General features: G+C 67.3%; 15 protein-coding genes. 5 read left to right on the forward strand and 10 right to left on the reverse strand.

All coding sequences use genetic code 11. The annotated features are described in order from the left end of the window. The first annotated feature begins 35 nt into the window (after positions 1 to 35). Together ACX1D0_RS10590 and ACX1D0_RS10595 are read left to right on the forward strand one after the other, a co-directional pair. Positions 36 to 227, forward strand: a complete 192-nt coding sequence (locus tag ACX1D0_RS10590; RefSeq protein ID WP_459017844.1) for a hypothetical protein — start codon at positions 36 to 38, stop codon at positions 225 to 227. 50 nt (positions 228 to 277) lie between these two features. Next, positions 278 to 571, forward strand: coding sequence for a DUF1905 domain-containing protein (locus ACX1D0_RS10595; RefSeq protein ID WP_459017845.1), 294 nt, complete (start codon positions 278 to 280; stop codon positions 569 to 571). Positions 572 to 816: 245 nt separating this feature from the next. On the opposite strand, the gene ACX1D0_RS10600 is transcribed toward ACX1D0_RS10595, so the two are convergent. The 5 genes from ACX1D0_RS10600 to ACX1D0_RS10620 form a co-directional block, all read right to left on the reverse strand. Continuing rightward, positions 817 to 1,323 (reverse strand): FAD-dependent phenol hydoxylase family protein, encoded by a 507-nt coding sequence (locus tag ACX1D0_RS10600; RefSeq protein ID WP_459017846.1) that lies wholly within the window; start codon positions 1,321 to 1,323, stop codon positions 817 to 819. Positions 1,324 to 1,372: 49 nt separating this feature from the next. Beyond that, positions 1,373 to 2,956 (reverse strand): SDR family NAD(P)-dependent oxidoreductase, encoded by a 1,584-nt coding sequence (locus tag ACX1D0_RS10605; protein WP_459017847.1) that lies wholly within the window; start codon positions 2,954 to 2,956, stop codon positions 1,373 to 1,375. Positions 2,957 to 3,754: 798 nt separating this feature from the next. Continuing rightward, positions 3,755 to 4,069: a hypothetical protein gene (locus ACX1D0_RS10610; protein WP_459017848.1), complete on the reverse strand. Its 315-nt coding sequence runs from the start codon at positions 4,067 to 4,069 to the stop codon at positions 3,755 to 3,757. A gap of 22 nt (positions 4,070 to 4,091) precedes the next feature. Beyond that, positions 4,092 to 4,991, reverse strand: a complete 900-nt coding sequence (locus ACX1D0_RS10615; protein ID WP_459017849.1) for a nucleotidyl transferase AbiEii/AbiGii toxin family protein — start codon at positions 4,989 to 4,991, stop codon at positions 4,092 to 4,094. Further along, positions 4,988 to 5,572 carry a type IV toxin-antitoxin system AbiEi family antitoxin domain-containing protein gene (locus ACX1D0_RS10620; protein ID WP_459017850.1) on the reverse strand — a complete coding sequence of 195 codons (585 nt, stop codon included), beginning with the start codon at positions 5,570 to 5,572 and terminating at the stop codon, positions 4,988 to 4,990. The genes ACX1D0_RS10615 and ACX1D0_RS10620 overlap by 4 nt, the downstream gene beginning before the upstream one ends. 55 nt (positions 5,573 to 5,627) lie before the next feature. On the opposite strand from ACX1D0_RS10620, the gene ACX1D0_RS10625 reads away from it, so the two are divergent. Next, positions 5,628 to 5,954, forward strand: coding sequence for a DUF4143 domain-containing protein (locus ACX1D0_RS10625; protein WP_459017851.1), 327 nt, complete (start codon positions 5,628 to 5,630; stop codon positions 5,952 to 5,954). Positions 5,955 to 6,613: 659 nt separating this feature from the next. On the opposite strand, the gene ACX1D0_RS10630 is transcribed toward ACX1D0_RS10625, so the two are convergent. From ACX1D0_RS10630 to ACX1D0_RS10650, 5 genes are all read right to left on the reverse strand, one after another. Continuing rightward, positions 6,614 to 9,349, reverse strand: a complete 2,736-nt coding sequence (locus tag ACX1D0_RS10630) for a cation-translocating P-type ATPase (protein ID WP_459017852.1) — start codon at positions 9,347 to 9,349, stop codon at positions 6,614 to 6,616. 251 nt (positions 9,350 to 9,600) lie between these two features. Further along, positions 9,601 to 11,862, reverse strand: a complete 2,262-nt coding sequence (locus tag ACX1D0_RS10635; RefSeq protein WP_459017853.1) for a phosphoenolpyruvate carboxylase — start codon at positions 11,860 to 11,862, stop codon at positions 9,601 to 9,603. Positions 11,863 to 11,935: 73 nt separating this feature from the next. After that, complete coding sequence (istB, locus tag ACX1D0_RS10640) at positions 11,936 to 12,739, reverse strand: IS21-like element helper ATPase IstB (protein WP_459017651.1); 804 nt, start codon at positions 12,737 to 12,739, stop codon at positions 11,936 to 11,938. Further along, positions 12,736 to 14,262 (reverse strand): IS21 family transposase, encoded by a 1,527-nt coding sequence (gene istA / locus ACX1D0_RS10645; protein WP_459017652.1) that lies wholly within the window; start codon positions 14,260 to 14,262, stop codon positions 12,736 to 12,738. The genes istB and istA overlap by 4 nt, the downstream gene beginning before the upstream one ends. A gap of 162 nt (positions 14,263 to 14,424) precedes the next feature. Further along, complete coding sequence (locus ACX1D0_RS10650) at positions 14,425 to 14,988, reverse strand: phosphoenolpyruvate carboxylase (protein ID WP_459017854.1); 564 nt, start codon at positions 14,986 to 14,988, stop codon at positions 14,425 to 14,427. Between the two features lie 48 nt (positions 14,989 to 15,036). On the opposite strand from ACX1D0_RS10650, the gene ACX1D0_RS10655 reads away from it, so the two are divergent. Both ACX1D0_RS10655 and ACX1D0_RS10660 read left to right on the forward strand, forming a co-directional pair. Beyond that, positions 15,037 to 15,363, forward strand: coding sequence for a helix-turn-helix transcriptional regulator (locus tag ACX1D0_RS10655; protein ID WP_459017855.1), 327 nt, complete (start codon positions 15,037 to 15,039; stop codon positions 15,361 to 15,363). Between the two features lie 127 nt (positions 15,364 to 15,490). Beyond that, positions 15,491 to 15,988 carry a beta-class carbonic anhydrase gene (locus ACX1D0_RS10660; RefSeq protein ID WP_459017856.1) on the forward strand — a complete coding sequence of 166 codons (498 nt, stop codon included), beginning with the start codon at positions 15,491 to 15,493 and terminating at the stop codon, positions 15,986 to 15,988. Positions 15,989 to 15,993 lie beyond the last annotated feature (5 nt).

Genomic DNA, 15,993 nt, shown 5'->3' on the forward strand with positions numbered 1-15,993 from the left:
GCGATCCGCGGGCTGAGACAATCGTGGTCGTGAACATGACGCGCCCAGACCCATCGTGGAGGACCCTGATCGCGGCCACCAACGCCGTCTCCTTGGCCGGGATCCTGGGCGCCATGTACATGATCTACGGGTTGTTGCTGCCGACCTGGTTCGCGATGGTGGGGTGGAAGCTGTTCCGACTGGGAAGGGCGAACGGATCGGCCATCCCGCGGGTCGGCGTCCGATGATGCGGAGTCCGCGTTGGAGGACAGCGTCCGACCGGGGAGGGTGAGTCGCCTTGGAGCAGCACACGTTCACCGCTGAGCTCTGGCGATGGCCCGCCCAGGACGCATGGCGTTTCGTCACCGTGCCCGGCGACCTGGCGGAGGTCATCCGGATGACGTCGGGGCCGCCTCGGGGGTTCGGATCGGTGCGGGTCGAGGTCACGGTCGGTGGCACCACCTGGCACACCTCCGTGTTCCCGGATGCCAGCCGCGGCACCTTCGTTCTGCCGGTGAAGAAGGCCGTCAGGCATGCGGAGGATCTCGACGACGGAGACATGGTCGCCGTGTCGTTGCGGGTGCTGGACTGAGCGGCGTCCAGATGTCCAGCCCAACCAGACGCCGCTCGGCTGTGCGCCAGTACGCGGCATCCATCTTGCGGTCGAACGGTTCGCGCATTGCGTCTCTCATCGGGCCCGACAAAGGGCCTGCCACGCCTTCGTGGGCAGCATCCGCAGACCATCACTCATCGCGCACTCAAGAAGTCACAATTGGAGTTCCTTTCGACCGGGGCGGGCGCCGACGGCGCCCGCCGGCGGCCCGCTCACCACTGTCGTCAGGCACCGGCCCGGGATCCCAGCCCGGGCCGGTGCCTGACGACAGTGGTGAGCGAGGTCGACCCCATAGACCTTCTCCAGGTGGACCAGGTCGAACATGCCGACCCGGGGCTTGAACACCGCGGGCGCTCCATCAGTGCCACGTTGGTGTGGTCCTGCTGGTAGACCACCTTCACGTCGAACCAGGCGTCCTCGTCGGCGCCTTCCGGCGTCCACGCCAGCGGCGAATCCGGCGATGAGCCTAACCACCCGGCGAAGTCGGCGAGCTTCGAGGCCTGCCCCGCGGGCGGGCTGTCGGCGAAGACGTAGATGCGCCACCGGCCGTCAGCCTGCGCCAGGTGGCCCAGGTGCACGGGATTGGAGTCACTGACCCGGACCACCGTGGCCGACTTGAACCGCTTTCCGATCGGGAATCCGGCGGCGAGCGACTGGTGGTTGTCGTCGCCGACCAGCATCGATGGCTTGTACTGGGTCATGAACCCGAAGGGGAACTCCGCGGTGCCCACGTAGAAGTCCTCCAGTTCGGAGGGGTGGCGAGTTCTTGTCGAGCGTGGCCTACCAACCTGAGGGCGCGTAGTCCTTCAGGAAGACGCCGAACAGGTCGTCGCCGGCCTGCCCGCGGACGATCGGGTCGTAGACCCGAGCGGCACCGTCGACCAGATCCAAGGGCGCATGGAAGCCCTCCTCGGCGAGCCGAACTTTCGTGGGGTGCGGGCGCTCGTCGGTGATCCAGCCGGTGTCGACGCTGGTCATCAGGATGCCGTCGGACTCGAACAGCTCCCGCGCGCTCGTCCGGGTCAGCATGTTGACCGCCGCCTTCGCCATGTTGGTGTGCGGATGGCCGGGACCCTTGTAGCCGCGCGCGAAGACCCCCTCCATCGCTGACACGTTGACCACGTACGCCCGGGCCGGACCACTCGCCACGCTTCTCGCCGCCTCTGCCAGGCGCGGCCGCAGGCGGCTGATGAGGATGAACGGCGCCGTCTCGTTGCAGAGCTGCACCTCGAGCATCTCGAGCGCGTCCACCTCGCCGACGCCCTGGACCCAGCTGTTCGAGTCGTGAAGGTCGGGAACGAGCCCTCCCGCGTCGATCGCTGAGCCATCGGCCAGACGCGCCAGCGACGACGAGCCCGGAGCCAGAGCCATGTCTGTCAGGCGCTGGGCGTGGCGGGCCGCGGCCTCGGCATCCGCGTGAGTGGCGGCAGAGCCGGTGACCGCGGCGTCCGCCGCCGCCAGCAGCGGGTGCGCCTTGACCGACTCGGCCAGCGCCAAAGGATGCAGGTCTCGTGTGTGCCCGAACGTCAGGAGTTCTGGGCCTTGGCCTTCGGGCCACAGTCCGTCCGGGACCGGGATCGACTCGGCGTCGACGAGGGGCGCGTACGAACCGGCCGAGCGTCGGACGGTCTGCGCCGCGTTGTTGATCAGGATGTCCAGCGGGCCCCGGGCGGCCACCGCGTCGGCCAATGCGATGACCTGGGACGGATCACGCAGGTCGATGCCGACCACATGCAGTCGATGCAGCCAGTCGGCGGCGTCAGGCATCGCCGCGAAACGTCGCACCGCGTCACGCGGGAACCGTGTCGTGATCGTGGTGTGGGCGCCATCGCGCAGCAGCCGGAGCGCGATGTGCATGCCGATCTTGGCCCGACCGCCGGTCAGCAGCGCTCGCTTGCCGACCAGATCCGTCCGCGCCCCGCGCTTGGTGTGACTCATGGCCGCACACGCGGGGCAGAGCTGATGGTAGAACGCGTCCACCAGCGTGTACCGCTGCTTGCATATGTAGCAGGGCCGGGCCTTCATGAGCGTCCCGGCCGTCGGCGCCTCGACGCCTGACGTGAGCGCCAGCCCCCGCGTCTCGTCATCGATGCGGTCGGGTGCCCCCGTGGCTGTCCCGGCGACGATCGCCTTGTCGTTGTCCTGGATCGCCGCTCGCCTGACGCCTCGGCGGTGGCGCTTGACCGCCTTGAACATGCTGCTGGTCGCCTGTCGGACGGCCACGAAGTCGGGGTGGGCCTCGTCGAGCTCGTGGATGATGCGCAAGACCCGCAATGTCACGGCCAGGTCGTCTGCGTCGACTCCGCTGCCGACCGCAGCCGAGGAGGGTGCTGGAATGGGCTCCGGCGCTGATGGAATCGACACGGCGCCCAGCGTACTCAGGGCTCGGCCGCGGGGCACTTCACAGCCCCGCATGGGCGTGGCAAGCCGGGGACGAAGAGCTGTCGACAGGCCCGAAACCGACGCTGCAACGCGCCGACCACACCGCACCCCAGCGAGAACGACAAGCCGAATTATCACAGACACCCCAGACCACCCGCAGCCCCACAAGCCGAAACTCCGGCCGAAAGTCACACGAAGCCCGCACACCAGCCACACCCGCCCGATCACGACGGCCACCCCCGGCACCCGTCAGCGGACACAACCCAGAGACGGGACACAGGCGAGCCCTCCACAGCCTCAGGAGACCACGATTCCCCATGGGGAACCCGTGGGGAATCAGCCCCACCAACCCCGCAAGAAACCCCTCCCCCCGACAGCCACCCGGACCACTCCACCGGCATCAGCCCTTGCCACAAGAAGACCCAGCCCCAGAGACAGAGAATCGGCGAGAGGCTTTCGCCTCCCGCCGATTCCCTACATTTGCCCTAATCAGAGGCACTTTTGTGCGCGAGAGAGGAGTTGAAGCTCTCTTCCGTCAGCCGACAATAGCCCCCTGGCAAGGCCTTATGGCCTTCAATTGACATTTCGTCACCTTGTCGTGGGGAATGCGTGGGGAATCGCACTGAACCTTGCAACCTCGCGGATCTCGCGTCCAGGACTGCGCTCCAGCATAGGCGGCCGGGGCCAGAGGGTGATCCTCGAGGCGCGGCACGACAGCGTGTTCGGCCGCCGGCTCTCGGGCTTCATCGGCCACTACTCGGGCTCCACGCTGGGTGTTCTTCAGTTCGAACTTTCGACGTTGTCGTGGTGATCGCAGCGAGCGCGTGGATCACGGTCTTCATGGTCAGCGGGCCACGGAGGGGACGAGCATCGGCGCGCCGACAGCCGGCGTTCCTGGGCGATGGCCTTTTCGGCGGAGCCCGTCTCCCAACGCGAGTGGTCGGTCTGGACTCGGATGGCGCTTTCGAGAGCATCGAGGGCGGTATCGGTGATGGTGGCACCGGGCTGAGTGGCCTGGAGGATGAGGTCGGCGGCGCCGGTGACGCGCTGGCCGGTGCTGCGGAGTATCTCGATGAGGTCACGGTGGTCGGTCACGGCGTGAGCAGCACCTGCCGATTCACTCCCAGGACTTCGCGGAAGGGTTCCATTGTCCCACTGCCGTCTCCGACAGCACGGGGTCGGCGAAGCCTGCGACCGCTGCGAGCACGTCGGCGAACGCCGCGGGAAGTTCATGCTCGCGGTGGGATCGTGTGCGCCATGCGCGCCACCTCTGCTGGGCCCAATCGCCCATCGGCGCGAGCGCGGGCAGAAGAGGCGTGGACGCCACGTTCCGGTACTCGGCCACGGTCTTCACCGACGCTCGAAACTCGGCCGCGCCGACCGGATGAAGTCGGGTCAACACGTACACGTCCGCGAAGTCACGCCAGCGGGTGTTGGCGATACCGCGGTCGATTGCGGTGACGACCTTCTCCGCGAGCACCATCGTCAGCGGGTAGCCCAGCAGCGTCACCGGCGGGAGCCCGAGGGGCAGGACGCGGGGGAGGTCTACAAGACGAGGTGCGGGCCAGATCGGGTCGCCGAAGTTCACGTCGATCCCGACAGTAAGCCGTGCGGTGCCCAGCGTCGCGGTGAGCTTGACCCGCACTCCCGCGTACTCGTCTTCCTCACGGATCGTCATCGCTGTGACGCTGGCCAGGTCGAACGCGAGCCCGTCGTCGACCTCCAACGCCGCGATGATGCGAACGCGCTCGGCGACCTCCTCTGGGTCGCCGATAAGCCTGGTGGCTTGCAGGTCGATGTCTTTGGTCGGGCGGCGCGCAGCGAACGCGGCCAGCAGGACGCCGCCCTTCAGCACGAAGTCATCGCGGTGCTCCGAGAGTGCGATGCGCGCCAGCAACCCTTCGAGGGCATACAGGGTCATCAGCTCCTGAACGTCTCCGCCGGCCTGTCGGGCGAGCCTGCGGATGGCGATGCTCGCGTCGCCCGCCGGTGTGCCGTGCTGCGGGCTCGGGGTCACAGCAGCACTTCCAGCGCCGACTGAACCGCGGGACGCGCCTTCGGGAAGGAGTCAGCCAGCGCGAGTAGCGCGCCGGGACTGTTCCCCCTGCCACGCACCCACCGCTTGAGCGCACCGATGGCGAGGTCGCTGCCCCATACGTGCCGCAGCCGGAACAGGTCGATCAGGGTGCGCTCCCCCGAGAACAGGCCGATGGACAGCCCGAGCGGCAACTCATACTCGAGGCGCCCGATGCCGAAGGTGTCGGGATCGAAGCGGTGCCAGGCAATCGGCGCATGCTGGAGGGTGACCGGCTGCGTGCCGCGCGGGATGGCGATGTCACTGCGGGCGGGGATCTCATCTGTCAGCTCGTGCAGCGACAGCGCGGTGAGCAGGCACAACGTCGCGTCGGGTTTCTTCGCGGCGACCGCCATCCACGCGGCGGTCGTGTCATCCGTGAGCCCCGCCCGCAGGAATAGACCCGGGGCGATGCGCTCAAACTCCCCCGACTCGATCAGCCGGTCAAGACCATGTCGGGTGAGCCCCTGCGCGGCCAAGTCGTCGTAGCGCAGCAGGTCAGGAAGCATCGCAGTGTCCATCATCACCTCACGTTCGACAGAATCAGATACAGATACATCATACCTGTGATGGTTTCCGATGACAGCACACGCATTTCGAGTCGTTGACCGCCCAATCGGTGTGCGGGTCTACGCCGAAGCAGCCGACGCCCGCATCGGGCACCTTCGCACCAAGAACACCCACCACGAAATCGACCTGATCGTAGAAGCGGCAGACCGATCCACAATCGCGATCGAGGTCAAACTCACCGACACCATCAGACCCGCCAACGTCAAGCACCTCAACTGGCTCGACCAACAACTCGGCGACTGCCTCGTCGACCAGATGATCATCCACACCCGCAGACACGCCTACCGCCGCCCCGACGGCATCGCCGTCGTCCCCCTCGCACTCCTCGGGCCCTGAACCACCCAGCACCCCCGTCGACATAACCCGAACCCAGGCGCTACCGAGCGGAGGGGCATCCCCAACGCCGCAAAGAACCTGACAAGCGAGTCCTCTACAAGGGGCCCTCCCCCTCCTCGCCCTCCGCGACTTGACCGAGGTCGGCAGGTTCACACCCCGCGCGAAACTCTGGCCGCGGCGGTTGTGGCTCCACCCGCACGGCGGCAGCGGCGCGTCGTCGCAGGTGACGAGCTGATGTCGCCGTCGGGCAGTCAACGCTCATGACATCGGATTCTCTGGATAATCCGATGGAATAGCCGACAGGCGCTGGTCTCCTCGTCGAAGAGCAACTCGCCGCCGCCTGCCCTCCGGCTCGTCGACTCCTCAGGGGTAGCACTGATCGTTCTCGGTGAGGACATACCGGCTATCCAGACGCGAGTACGAAATCGCCCGATGGGCGCTCGGCCACGGCCAGGATGTGATGGATCAGCCGCGGGCCACGTCCGACACGTTCTCTCGGATGCTGTTGCTGGCCGGGTTGGCCGACCATGAGGGTTGAGGTACACAAGTTTGGCGCCAACCTTCTATGCCGATGGAAGGGAGCGGGATGACCGCAACCGACACACTGGATCGTGAGGAACGACGGGTACCTGATCCTCGCCCGCTGCACCAGCCCGGCCTCAGTGGCGTCCGATGCTGATACCAACACCCCTGCGACGATCGACGGCCTTCACGCTCTCGATCAGCACCAGCAATCCGACGCCGGTGGCCGCTGCGATCATCAGATCGACCGCGCCCAGCGGCTCCAGCCTCAGGAAAACGCCCAGCGGCGTGTAGAGCGCTGCCAACTGCAGTGCCAGGACCAGTGCGGCGATCCACAGCAGCAGCGTGTTGGAGCGCCACCCGATCGTGGTGAGCGAGTCGTGGTGGGACCGGGTGGCGAAGGCCTGCCCGATCTGCAGGAACGCCAGGGTGGTGAACAGCATCGACTGCCACGCCGGGTTGCCGGTTTCGTGGTACCAGAAACCGATCCCCAGCGCCACGAAGCCGGTGACCAAGCCGATCCACACGGTCCGGCGGCCCAGGCCACCCGTCCAGAGACTCCCGCCTGGCACATGCGGAGGCCTGCGCATCACCGTGGACTCGGCAGGCTCCTTGCCCATCGCGAGGCCCAGCAAGCCGTCGGTCATGAGGTTGAGCCAGAGCAGCTGCAGCGGGAGCAGGGCCACGGCCGCCGTCCCATCGAAGGGGAGGAGGAGGAACGGGATGGGCCATCCGACCATGACGATGATCTTGCCGAGGTTTCCGGCCACGGCGAACGAGACGAACCGGCGCAGGTTGTCGTAGATGACCCTGCCCTCCTCGACGGCGGCGATGATGGTGGCGAAGTTGTCGTCGCGCAGCACCATGTCCGAGGCCTCCTTCGAGACGTCGGTGCCGGTGATGCCCATGGCCACGCCGATGTCGGACTTCTTCAGCGCGGGTGCGTCGTTGACGCCGTCGCCCGTCATGGCCACGATCTGGCCGTGACGCTGCAGCGAGTCAACCAGGCGGAGCTTGTGCTCGGGCGAGACGCGGGCGAACACGTTCACCGTCCTGCTGGCGTGATCGAACTCCTCGGCGTCAAGGCGGTCCAGCTCGACGCCGGTCAGCACGCCCCCGTCGCGCCCGATACCGAGCTCGCGGGCGATGGCCTGCGCGGTCAGGGGGTGGTCGCCTGTGATCATGACCGGCCGGATGCCCGCGCCTTGGCAGATGGCAACGGCAGCGGCCACCTCGGGCCGCGGGGGATCGATGATGCCGACGACACCCAGCAGGACGAGGTCGGTCTCAGGGTCGGCCGGCGTGCTGCCCGGAGGAACGAGCCGCACGGCGAGGCCCAGCACCCGCTGGCCACGGGAGGCCAGGTCCTTGTTAGTGTCCTCGACCCAGTCGCGTGCCGCATCGTCGAAGGTCCGGATGGCGCCGTCCGCGAACACTCCCGTGGCGCGCGTGACGAGCCCGTCGACGGCTCCCTTGACAAAGATGAGATCAAGGTCCTGTGGCAGCTGTGCGAGTTCAGCCACCCGCCCGGCCAGCGTCGCGTGCCGGGTGCTCATGCGTTTGCGCTCGGAATCGAACGGCAACTCCCCGATCCTCGCCATGACCGTGCGCAACGACGCGACGTCGATCCCACCGGCCTGGGCGGCCTCGAGCAGGCAGGCCTCAGTGGGGTCGCCGATTGTCTCGATCCCCTCCCCGTCGACGTGGCGAAGTTCGGCATTGTTGCACAGCGCCCCGGCCGCCAAGGCGACAAGGGCCGCATCCGACGGCGAATCGCCACCCAAAGTCCAGGCGCCGTCGGGCAGGACGAGCGTCGAGACCGTCATCTTGTTCTGGGTGAGGGTGCCCGTCTTGTCCGAACAGATGGTGGTGACCGAGCCCAGCGTCTCTACCGCAGGCAGTTTGCGCACCAGCGCGTTGCGCCGCAGCATCCGCTGTGCACCCACAGCCAGCGTGAAAGTCACGACGGCCGGTAGACCCTCTGGGATGACCGCAACTGCCACAGAGATGGCGGTGAGAACGAGGTTGCTCCACGTCTCGCCGGCTAGCGCGCCAAGGAGCGCAACCACACCGGCGGTGACCACGCCCAGGACGGCCAACTGTTTGCCGACATGGTCGAGGCGCGCCTGGAGCGGGGTCTGCTCCGTCGTGACCCCTTGGAGCAGGTCGGCGATTCTGCCCAGCTGCGTGCCCATCCCGGTGGCGATGACCAGGCCCACTCCGCGGCCGTAGGTGACCTCGGTGCCGGAGAATGCCATGTTGATGCGATCCCCGACGGGAAGGTCTGCACCGGCCAGTGGTGCGGTGTTCTTGTCCACGGCCTCGGACTCGCCGGTCAGGGCAGCCTCCTGGATCCTCAGGGAGACCACCTCCACGAGTCGTAGATCGGCGGGGACAACGGTGCCTGCGTCCAGTTGGATCACGTCGCCCGGCACCAACTGCCTGGCCGGCACTGAGACCGTGACGCCGTCGCGCAGCACCCGCACGGTGGGGACCGTCATCTGGCGAAGCGCGGCGATCGCCTTCTCCGCGCGGTACTCCTGGAAGAAGCCGAGCAGCGCGAACAGAAGCACGATCCCGCCGATGGCACCGGCCTCCAAGAACTTGCCGAGGATGAGGGACAAGACCGTGGCCGCGATGAGGATCAGCACCATCACCGAGGTGAACTGCTCCCACAGGATCTTCCAGGCCGGCTTGCCGCCACGGTCTACCAGTTCGTTGGTGCCGAAGCGCTCCAAGCGCTTCTCGGCCTCCGCCATCGAAATTCCGGAGGCCTGGGAGCCCGTCCGGGCCAGAGCGTCCTCCACACTGATCACGTGCCAGGAGGGATCAGTCTCGACGGGGCTGTCAGCGGTGAGATTCTCTATGGACAAGTCTGTCTCCTGGTGTGAGGTGCATAGAAAGGAAGCACGTCGAGTCCCGCCAGATGGCCGATCCCACGGGCTTGCGCCGTACTGACGTCGGACCCGCTTCGGGATACTCCCTCTCCGGACGACCTCGAGGAACTCGCCCGTGGGAGCAGCCGCAATGAGGGCGCCCCGGACCCGGGCGGCGAGGAGCCCTGAGTGGGATCGATGCCAATTGGAGAAGGCGGGGAGCAGCGCAGCGCCTGTTACCGCTTCGGCTATCCAGTGTTCTGCAGCCCGGCCGCTGCTCCGTTCACGGTGGTCAACAGGACCCGGGTCCACAGATCCGGGTCCTCCTGCGAAGGGGCGTCGTCTCCTGGAGCAGCCTCGCGCATGACGCGCAGTGCGCGCAACTGGAGGTGGCTGAGCGCGTCGATGGACGGGGCCCGCAGAGCAATCCGCGTACCGAGCCGGGGCTTGCGCTCCAGCAACTCCTCCTGTTCGAGGATCGCCAGCACCAGGCTGCGCGTCATTTCGAACTCCTCCAGCACCGCGCTTGTGACGCCCTCGTGCCCGCCGAGCGCGAGGAACGACTTCGCCAGGCGCGGGTTCGCCTTCGCGAGGCTCATCTCGGCGATGTCGATCATACTGGCGAACAGCGGCCATTGACTGTAGGCCGCGCGCAACCGGTGGAGGTCTCCCACAGCGGCGAGTCCTGAGCCCAGCCCGAACCAGCCGGGCACGTTTGCCCTGATTTGGGACCAGGCGAACACCCAGGGGATGGCCCGGAAGTCACGGAGATCCCTACCCTTCTCGGCGCCGCTTCGCCGCGCCGGGCGGGACCCGAGCCGCAGCCGGCCCAACTCCTCAAGCGGGCTCGACTCAGCGACGACGTCGGCGAAACCAGGCATGCGCACAAAGCTGAGGTAGGTCTCGCGGGAAGTCCGCTCCACGGTCGTCGCGACATCGTCGAATTCCTCAGCGGCGGCACGGTTGCGGTGCACCACGTCGTCGGTGTCTGCGAGCAGCACCGCCGACGTGAGTCGTTCCAGGTGCGCCTGCGCCAGGGTCACGTCCGCGTATCGCGCGAAGATGACCTCGCCCTGCTCGGTGACCTTGAACCGGCCGGAGACCGAGCCCGGCGGCTGGGCCAGGATGGCCCGGTGGACAGGGCCTCCGCCACGGCCCAGGGATCCGCCTCGGCCGTGGAACAGCGTGAGCTGGATGTCGTTGCGCTGTGCCCACTCCACGATCTCGGTCTGCGCCCGGTAGAGAGTCAGGGTCGCGCTGGCCGGTCCGACGTCCTTGGCCGAGTCCGAGTAGCCGACCATCACCTCGACGTGCCGGTCCACGTCGTCGAGCCAGCTGCGGGTGCTCTCCAGCGTGATCCAGTCCTCAAGGACGCCGACGGCCCCGTGCAGGTCGGCTCCGGTTTCGAACAGCGGCACTACGTCCAATCTGAGGTCGCCCTCCCCTACCGCGAGGCGGGCAAGTGCGCGCACTGCGACGAGGTGCTGAGCGTGCTGGGTGAAGCTCACCACGTGACGGCCACAGGACTGGGTCCCCCAGCGCTCCTGAATCCAGGACATGACCCGAAGCGTGTCGAGCACTTCTCGGGCGGCGTCGCTGAGCGCGCGGACGTGGGCCGGCCACCCGTTGACCGCGAGCGAGTCGAGTAGTTGCAGCCGGGTGGGGCCAGCGGGCGCTTCTGGGTCCCAGTCGAGCTGCCCCAGCAGTTCGTCGAGTACCGCCCGGTGGACATCGCTGTGTTGGCGCACCTCTAGGTCGGCCAAGTGAAAACCGAAAGTCTCGGCCAGCCACACCAGATGCTGGAGTTCTCCGAAAGCCGCCCGCGTGTCTCCCGCCCGCTCCAGGGAGGTCTGGATCATCGTGAGGTCAGCCACCAGCTCAACGGGCTCGCGGTAGGCAAGATCGATCCGGCCCTCCCGCGTGGCGGTGAGCCTGGTGGCGACAAAGAGCAGTTTCTGCCGGTGCGGTTCTCCCGGAGAGGACTTGCGGATCGATTGGAAGATCTCCGGCGCCGTGACCGCATCACGGGCCAGCGCATTGGCCAGCTCGGGCGACGGGGGGCTGGCCTCCTCGCTCATCGTGAGGGTGCGGGCCACGCGTTCCGCCGCGGTGGTGAGCGCCGTGAGGATACATTCCGCCTGGATGGTCATGGTCTGCCGGGTGACCTCGGCTGTGACGAACGGGTTACCGTCACGGTCACCGCCCACCCAGGAACCGAACCGCAGGAAGCCGGGAACCGACGGACGACACCGGCCCGGCTCCCCGTCGGCGATCGCGGACTCGACAGTGCGGTACAACCGTGGCACCGCTTGAAACAGCGTCTGGTCGAACACGGACATCACGGTGCGAACCTCGTCCGAGGGTTGTGGTGGTGCGGTGCGCAGGGGGGAGGTTCGGCTGAGGATGTCGATCTCCTCCAGCATCCGGCGCTGAGCAAAATCCCGCTCTTGTGTCAAGGGCCACTGGTTTCTGCCCGGAGGCGGACATGAAACCTGCCCGGTAGCGGTCACGAGAAGTGCCCGGTGGTGGCCATGGGATCTGCCCCAGGGGGTTGTTGGCCATCCACCTCGGTCGAGGGCGTGGTTAGTGCAAGGGGGTCACCCCCCGGCCGGCGAGTGCTTGGGTGAGGCGGACGCTGTCGCCGCTGGTTTGGCAGACGTGGGCGTGGTGGAGGAGCCGGTCGACGGTGGCGGTGGCCAGCGTTTTGGGCATGAGTTCGTCGAAGCCGGCGGGGTGGAGGTTGGAGCTGATCGCGACGGAGCGTTTCTCGTAGGCGGCGTCGACCAAGCGGTAGAGGCCCTCGGCGGCGTCGTGGGACACGGGCAGCAGGCCGATGTCATCGACGACGACGACGTCGGCGCGCAGGATCCGGGCGATGGCTTTCGACACGGTGTCGTCGGCGCGGTGCCGGCGCAGCAGGAGGCCGAGGTCTTCGAGGGTGAACCAGGCGACGCGTAGTCCTTGTTCGACGGCGTGTTGGCCGAGTGCTTCGAGGAAGAACGTCTTCCCGGTGCCGGAGGGGCCGCAGACGACGAGGTTCTCCCGCCGACCGACCCATTCCAGGGTCCGGAGTGCTTGTTGGGTGGGGGCCGGGATCGATGAGGCGGTCGGCTGCCAGGCGTCGAAGGTTTTCCCGGTGGGGAACCCGGCGGCGGTGCGGCGGGTGGCGAGCGCGGAGCGTTCCCTTCCGGTGACCTCTTCGATGAGGAGGGCCTTGATGATTTCGGCGGGGTCCCAGCGTTGCGCTCGGGCGGTGGCGAGGATGTCAGGTGCCTGGGCCCGCATGTAGGGCAACCGCATCCGGCGCAGCAGGCCTTCCAGATCGGCCGGTAGCGGCGGGGCGACCGGGACTCCCGCGACGGGGACGGCGACCTTCGGTGCGGTCATGAGGCGATCTCCTGGGCGGGGTTGGTGCCGTAGGTGGCCCAGCCGCGGGTGCCTTGGGTCAGGGACTGGTCCTCGCTGGCCTGCAGCTGTTGGGGGTGGGGTCGGCTGCGGTGGTGGTCGAGGATGGAGGCGAGGTCGGCCTCGGCGAAGCGGCCGTGGACGGCGGCATGCCCCAAGGCCCAGTCGACGTCGGCGGGGTTGAACAGGCGTGCCAGCTGGACCGCGGCGGCCATCTTGACCCGCATCTTCCCGGTGCCCGCGTGAGCGGCCTCGACCAGCCAGATCCGCGCCCCTTCACCGAGGGCGAGGAACTCGGTGTCAGCGACCGTCTTCGCCCTGGGTGACCGCTCCAGGGCCCCGGCCGGGGCGGGCGGGAAATGCAGCCCCTCAAGCATCGGCGTGCCTGGGGTGGCGCGTCGGTGGCGGGCGACCTCGACCGGGCCCGCGTCGTCGAGGTGGCAGATCACGATCTGCTCATCCGCGCCGCGGCCGTGGACGCGGACCCAGACCGTCTCGCCGCAGAGCCGGTGAGGGACGGAGTACTGGCCGTGTTCGAAGTTCACCATCGGCGTGTTGTCCGGCACCACCCTCGTGGTCCCGAACGCGACCGTGAACGGCGCCGCGGCGACAGGATGCAACCGTGGGCGTTCCTCGGCCAGCATCTCGGCCGGGGCCCGGCGGGTGACCCGATGCGGGCGGGCGTTGACCAAGTCGCAGAACGCCTCGCAGGCGGCTTCGAGGTCGGCGAACGTGTCGTAGGCGTCGCGCAGGTTGGCGTCGGTGGGCACCAGGTCGGCCTTCGCGAGCTTCACCGATGATTCGGTGCCGCCCTTGCTCGCCGGGTCCGCCGGAACACATGTGTGAACCGTCACCGCATAATGCGAGGCGAAGGCGACCAGCTGCTGGTTCCGGACCGGGATCCCGGCGATGTGCTCACTGGTGACGGTCTTCTCGTTGTCGGTCAACACATACGTCGGGACGCCCCCGATCCGGCGGAACGTGACATCCAAGGCGGCGAACACCGAGGGCAGGGTCTTGTCCCGCAGCGGCAGCACCACCCGGAATCTCGACCACGCGACCCAGGCGACGAACAGGACCGTCTTGACCCCGTCGATCAACGGCCCGTCGCCGTAGTCGTACTGCAACCACATCCCGGGCTCGGTCACCCACGGCCGATGAACCCGGCGGTTCCCGACCCGGAACGCGGTCTTCGCGGCCGCGACCGCTCGGCGGGTGGTGCGCTCCGAGCCGGTGTAGCCCAGCCACTCCAGCTTCTGGTGGACCCTGTCGGCGCGGACCTTCCCCTTCGACCGCTCGACCCACTCCTCGACCTTCTCCAGGTAGTCGTCGATCAACTGCGGCCGGCGGGCCGTCCCCGACGGCGGGCCACCCAGCTTGTCGCGGGCCTCCACATAGCGTTTCACCGTGTGATGGGAACACCCCACCAACTCGGCGGTGTCACGCAACGACCCGGTCAGATCGTAAGCATCCAAGATTTCCATGATTTCCTCGGCAGACTTCAAGATGTCCCTTCCCGGGTGACGAACAGTGCTTCAGCACCACTCATCGCACTCGAGGAAGGGACGCCGACCGCGGACGCGGCAGGCAACGGATGTCGTGTCGGGCAGATCCCATGGCCACCACCGGGCAGATTTCATGACCGCCAGCGGGCAACTACATGACCGTCACTGGGCATTTTTCCGTGTCCGCCGACACTCTTGTGAGCCGGAGCTCGGATCGTCGTAGCGGTCCAGCTGTTCGGCGATCCGGTGTAGGGCTGAGGAGACAGCGCGCCTGCGAGCTTCCGTGGGGTGTGCGGTCAGCACCGGATGGATGCGGAGGTTCTTCACCCGAGCCGCCGCGGGGCCGAGTGCAGCCACCGCCGGCCACACGTCCGGCGCAGTGCCCGCCACCTCGGAGTGTGTCCCGCGAATGAGCCTGGAGCGGTACCGCTCCTCGCTGAGGTTGATCAGGTGGAAGTGAACTGTCAGGGCCTGCGCGAGTTGAAGCGCCTGAGTAGCGGTCAGTGCCCCGACGATCCGGCCAGGCTCCTCGGGGTCGCCGCCATCGGCGGCCCGTGCCGCAGAGTCCTGCACTTGCCGCATAAGCGTGGCGAGCGCGCCGGCTCCCCACTCGTGGAGCACCTGCTCATGCAGTTGTGTGAGGATGTCGATGTCGGCTTCCAGGAGCCGGTCAAGACCGTACGGATCCTGGTCAAGGTGGATCGCCTCGGCAAGGGGATTGATCATTGGTACCTCTCTATTTCGTGAATGAAGAATCGGGTATCATGCTCCACTATGGCACCTGGCGACTGGACCTTTCTCTCCAATTACGGCCACGTCCTCGTGGCCCTGGCCAGAACCCCTACTGCGCGGATGCGAGACATCGCGCAGCAGGTGGGTATCACTGAACGCGCCGTGCAGCAGATCGTCGGTGAGTTGGTGACGCAGGGTTACGTGATCAAGGAAAAGTCGGGACGGCGAAATGAGTATCGCCTCGCTCCCGATACCCATCTGCGCCACAACCTGGAGCGCGGCGTCAGGGTCGCCGACTTCGTGGCGATGGTGAGCGGGGCTGGTGAAGCGAACGTGACTCGCGGGACGCCGAACAGGGCGAAGAGTTGACTTACCCATGCCCCCATCTCTCGCGATCGGGCGTTGCGGTCGGCCTGCCCCCGCCTCGCACTGGACTTTCTACTGCTCCTAGTTTCCGGAATTGCAATTCGCGTGTCAAGTCGCTATTGTTCTGACCATGGACGAGGACTTCTTTGGCGATCTCATCGCTGCGAACCAGCGCTACGCGAGGTCCGGGCCCCGCCCCTTCGACGGCATCGCACACGCAGGGATCGCCATCGTGACATGCATGGACTCACGCCTGGAGCCCTTGGAGATGCTGGGCCTGACACTGGGCGAGGCCAAGATCATGCGCACGCCTGGGGGCCATGTCACAGTGGACGCGCTCACCGGATGCGTGTTGGCCGCACACCTTCTCAACGTGGACCGCATCCTGATCGTCCAACACACCCGCTGTGCCATGGCCAGCGGCGACGACGATGCGATCCGTCGGCGCGTGTCGGAGACGACCGGTGCGGACCTCGGCACCCTGCCCATCGGGGCGGACCCGGACCAGCATGGCCGGATCCACGCCGATGTCGCACTGCTGCGGCAGCACCCGTTGCTCTCTGACCGGGTTAGGGTCGGAGGCTTCCTGTACGACGTTGAGACCAGCCTCCTGGAACAGATCGCATGAGCACC

This window comes from Tessaracoccus pujii (assembly GCF_054483895.1).

Excerpts from the sequence above, each read along its gene's own strand:
- ACX1D0_RS10590 (WP_459017844.1), top strand. The coding sequence starts at position 36 with ATGACGCGCCCAGACCCATCGTGGAGGACCCTGATCGCGGCCACCAAC.
- istB (WP_459017651.1), bottom strand. The coding sequence starts at position 12,739 with ATGACCGCACCGAAGGTCGCCGTCCCCGTCGCGGGAGTCCCGGTCGCC.
- ACX1D0_RS10650 (WP_459017854.1), bottom strand. The coding sequence starts at position 14,988 with ATGATCAATCCCCTTGCCGAGGCGATCCACCTTGACCAGGATCCGTAC.
- ACX1D0_RS10620 (WP_459017850.1), bottom strand. The coding sequence starts at position 5,572 with ATGATGGACACTGCGATGCTTCCTGACCTGCTGCGCTACGACGACTTG.
- ACX1D0_RS10660 (WP_459017856.1), top strand. The coding sequence starts at position 15,491 with ATGGACGAGGACTTCTTTGGCGATCTCATCGCTGCGAACCAGCGCTAC.
- ACX1D0_RS10655 (WP_459017855.1), top strand. The coding sequence starts at position 15,037 with ATGGCACCTGGCGACTGGACCTTTCTCTCCAATTACGGCCACGTCCTC.
- ACX1D0_RS10625 (WP_459017851.1), top strand. The coding sequence starts at position 5,628 with ATGACAGCACACGCATTTCGAGTCGTTGACCGCCCAATCGGTGTGCGG.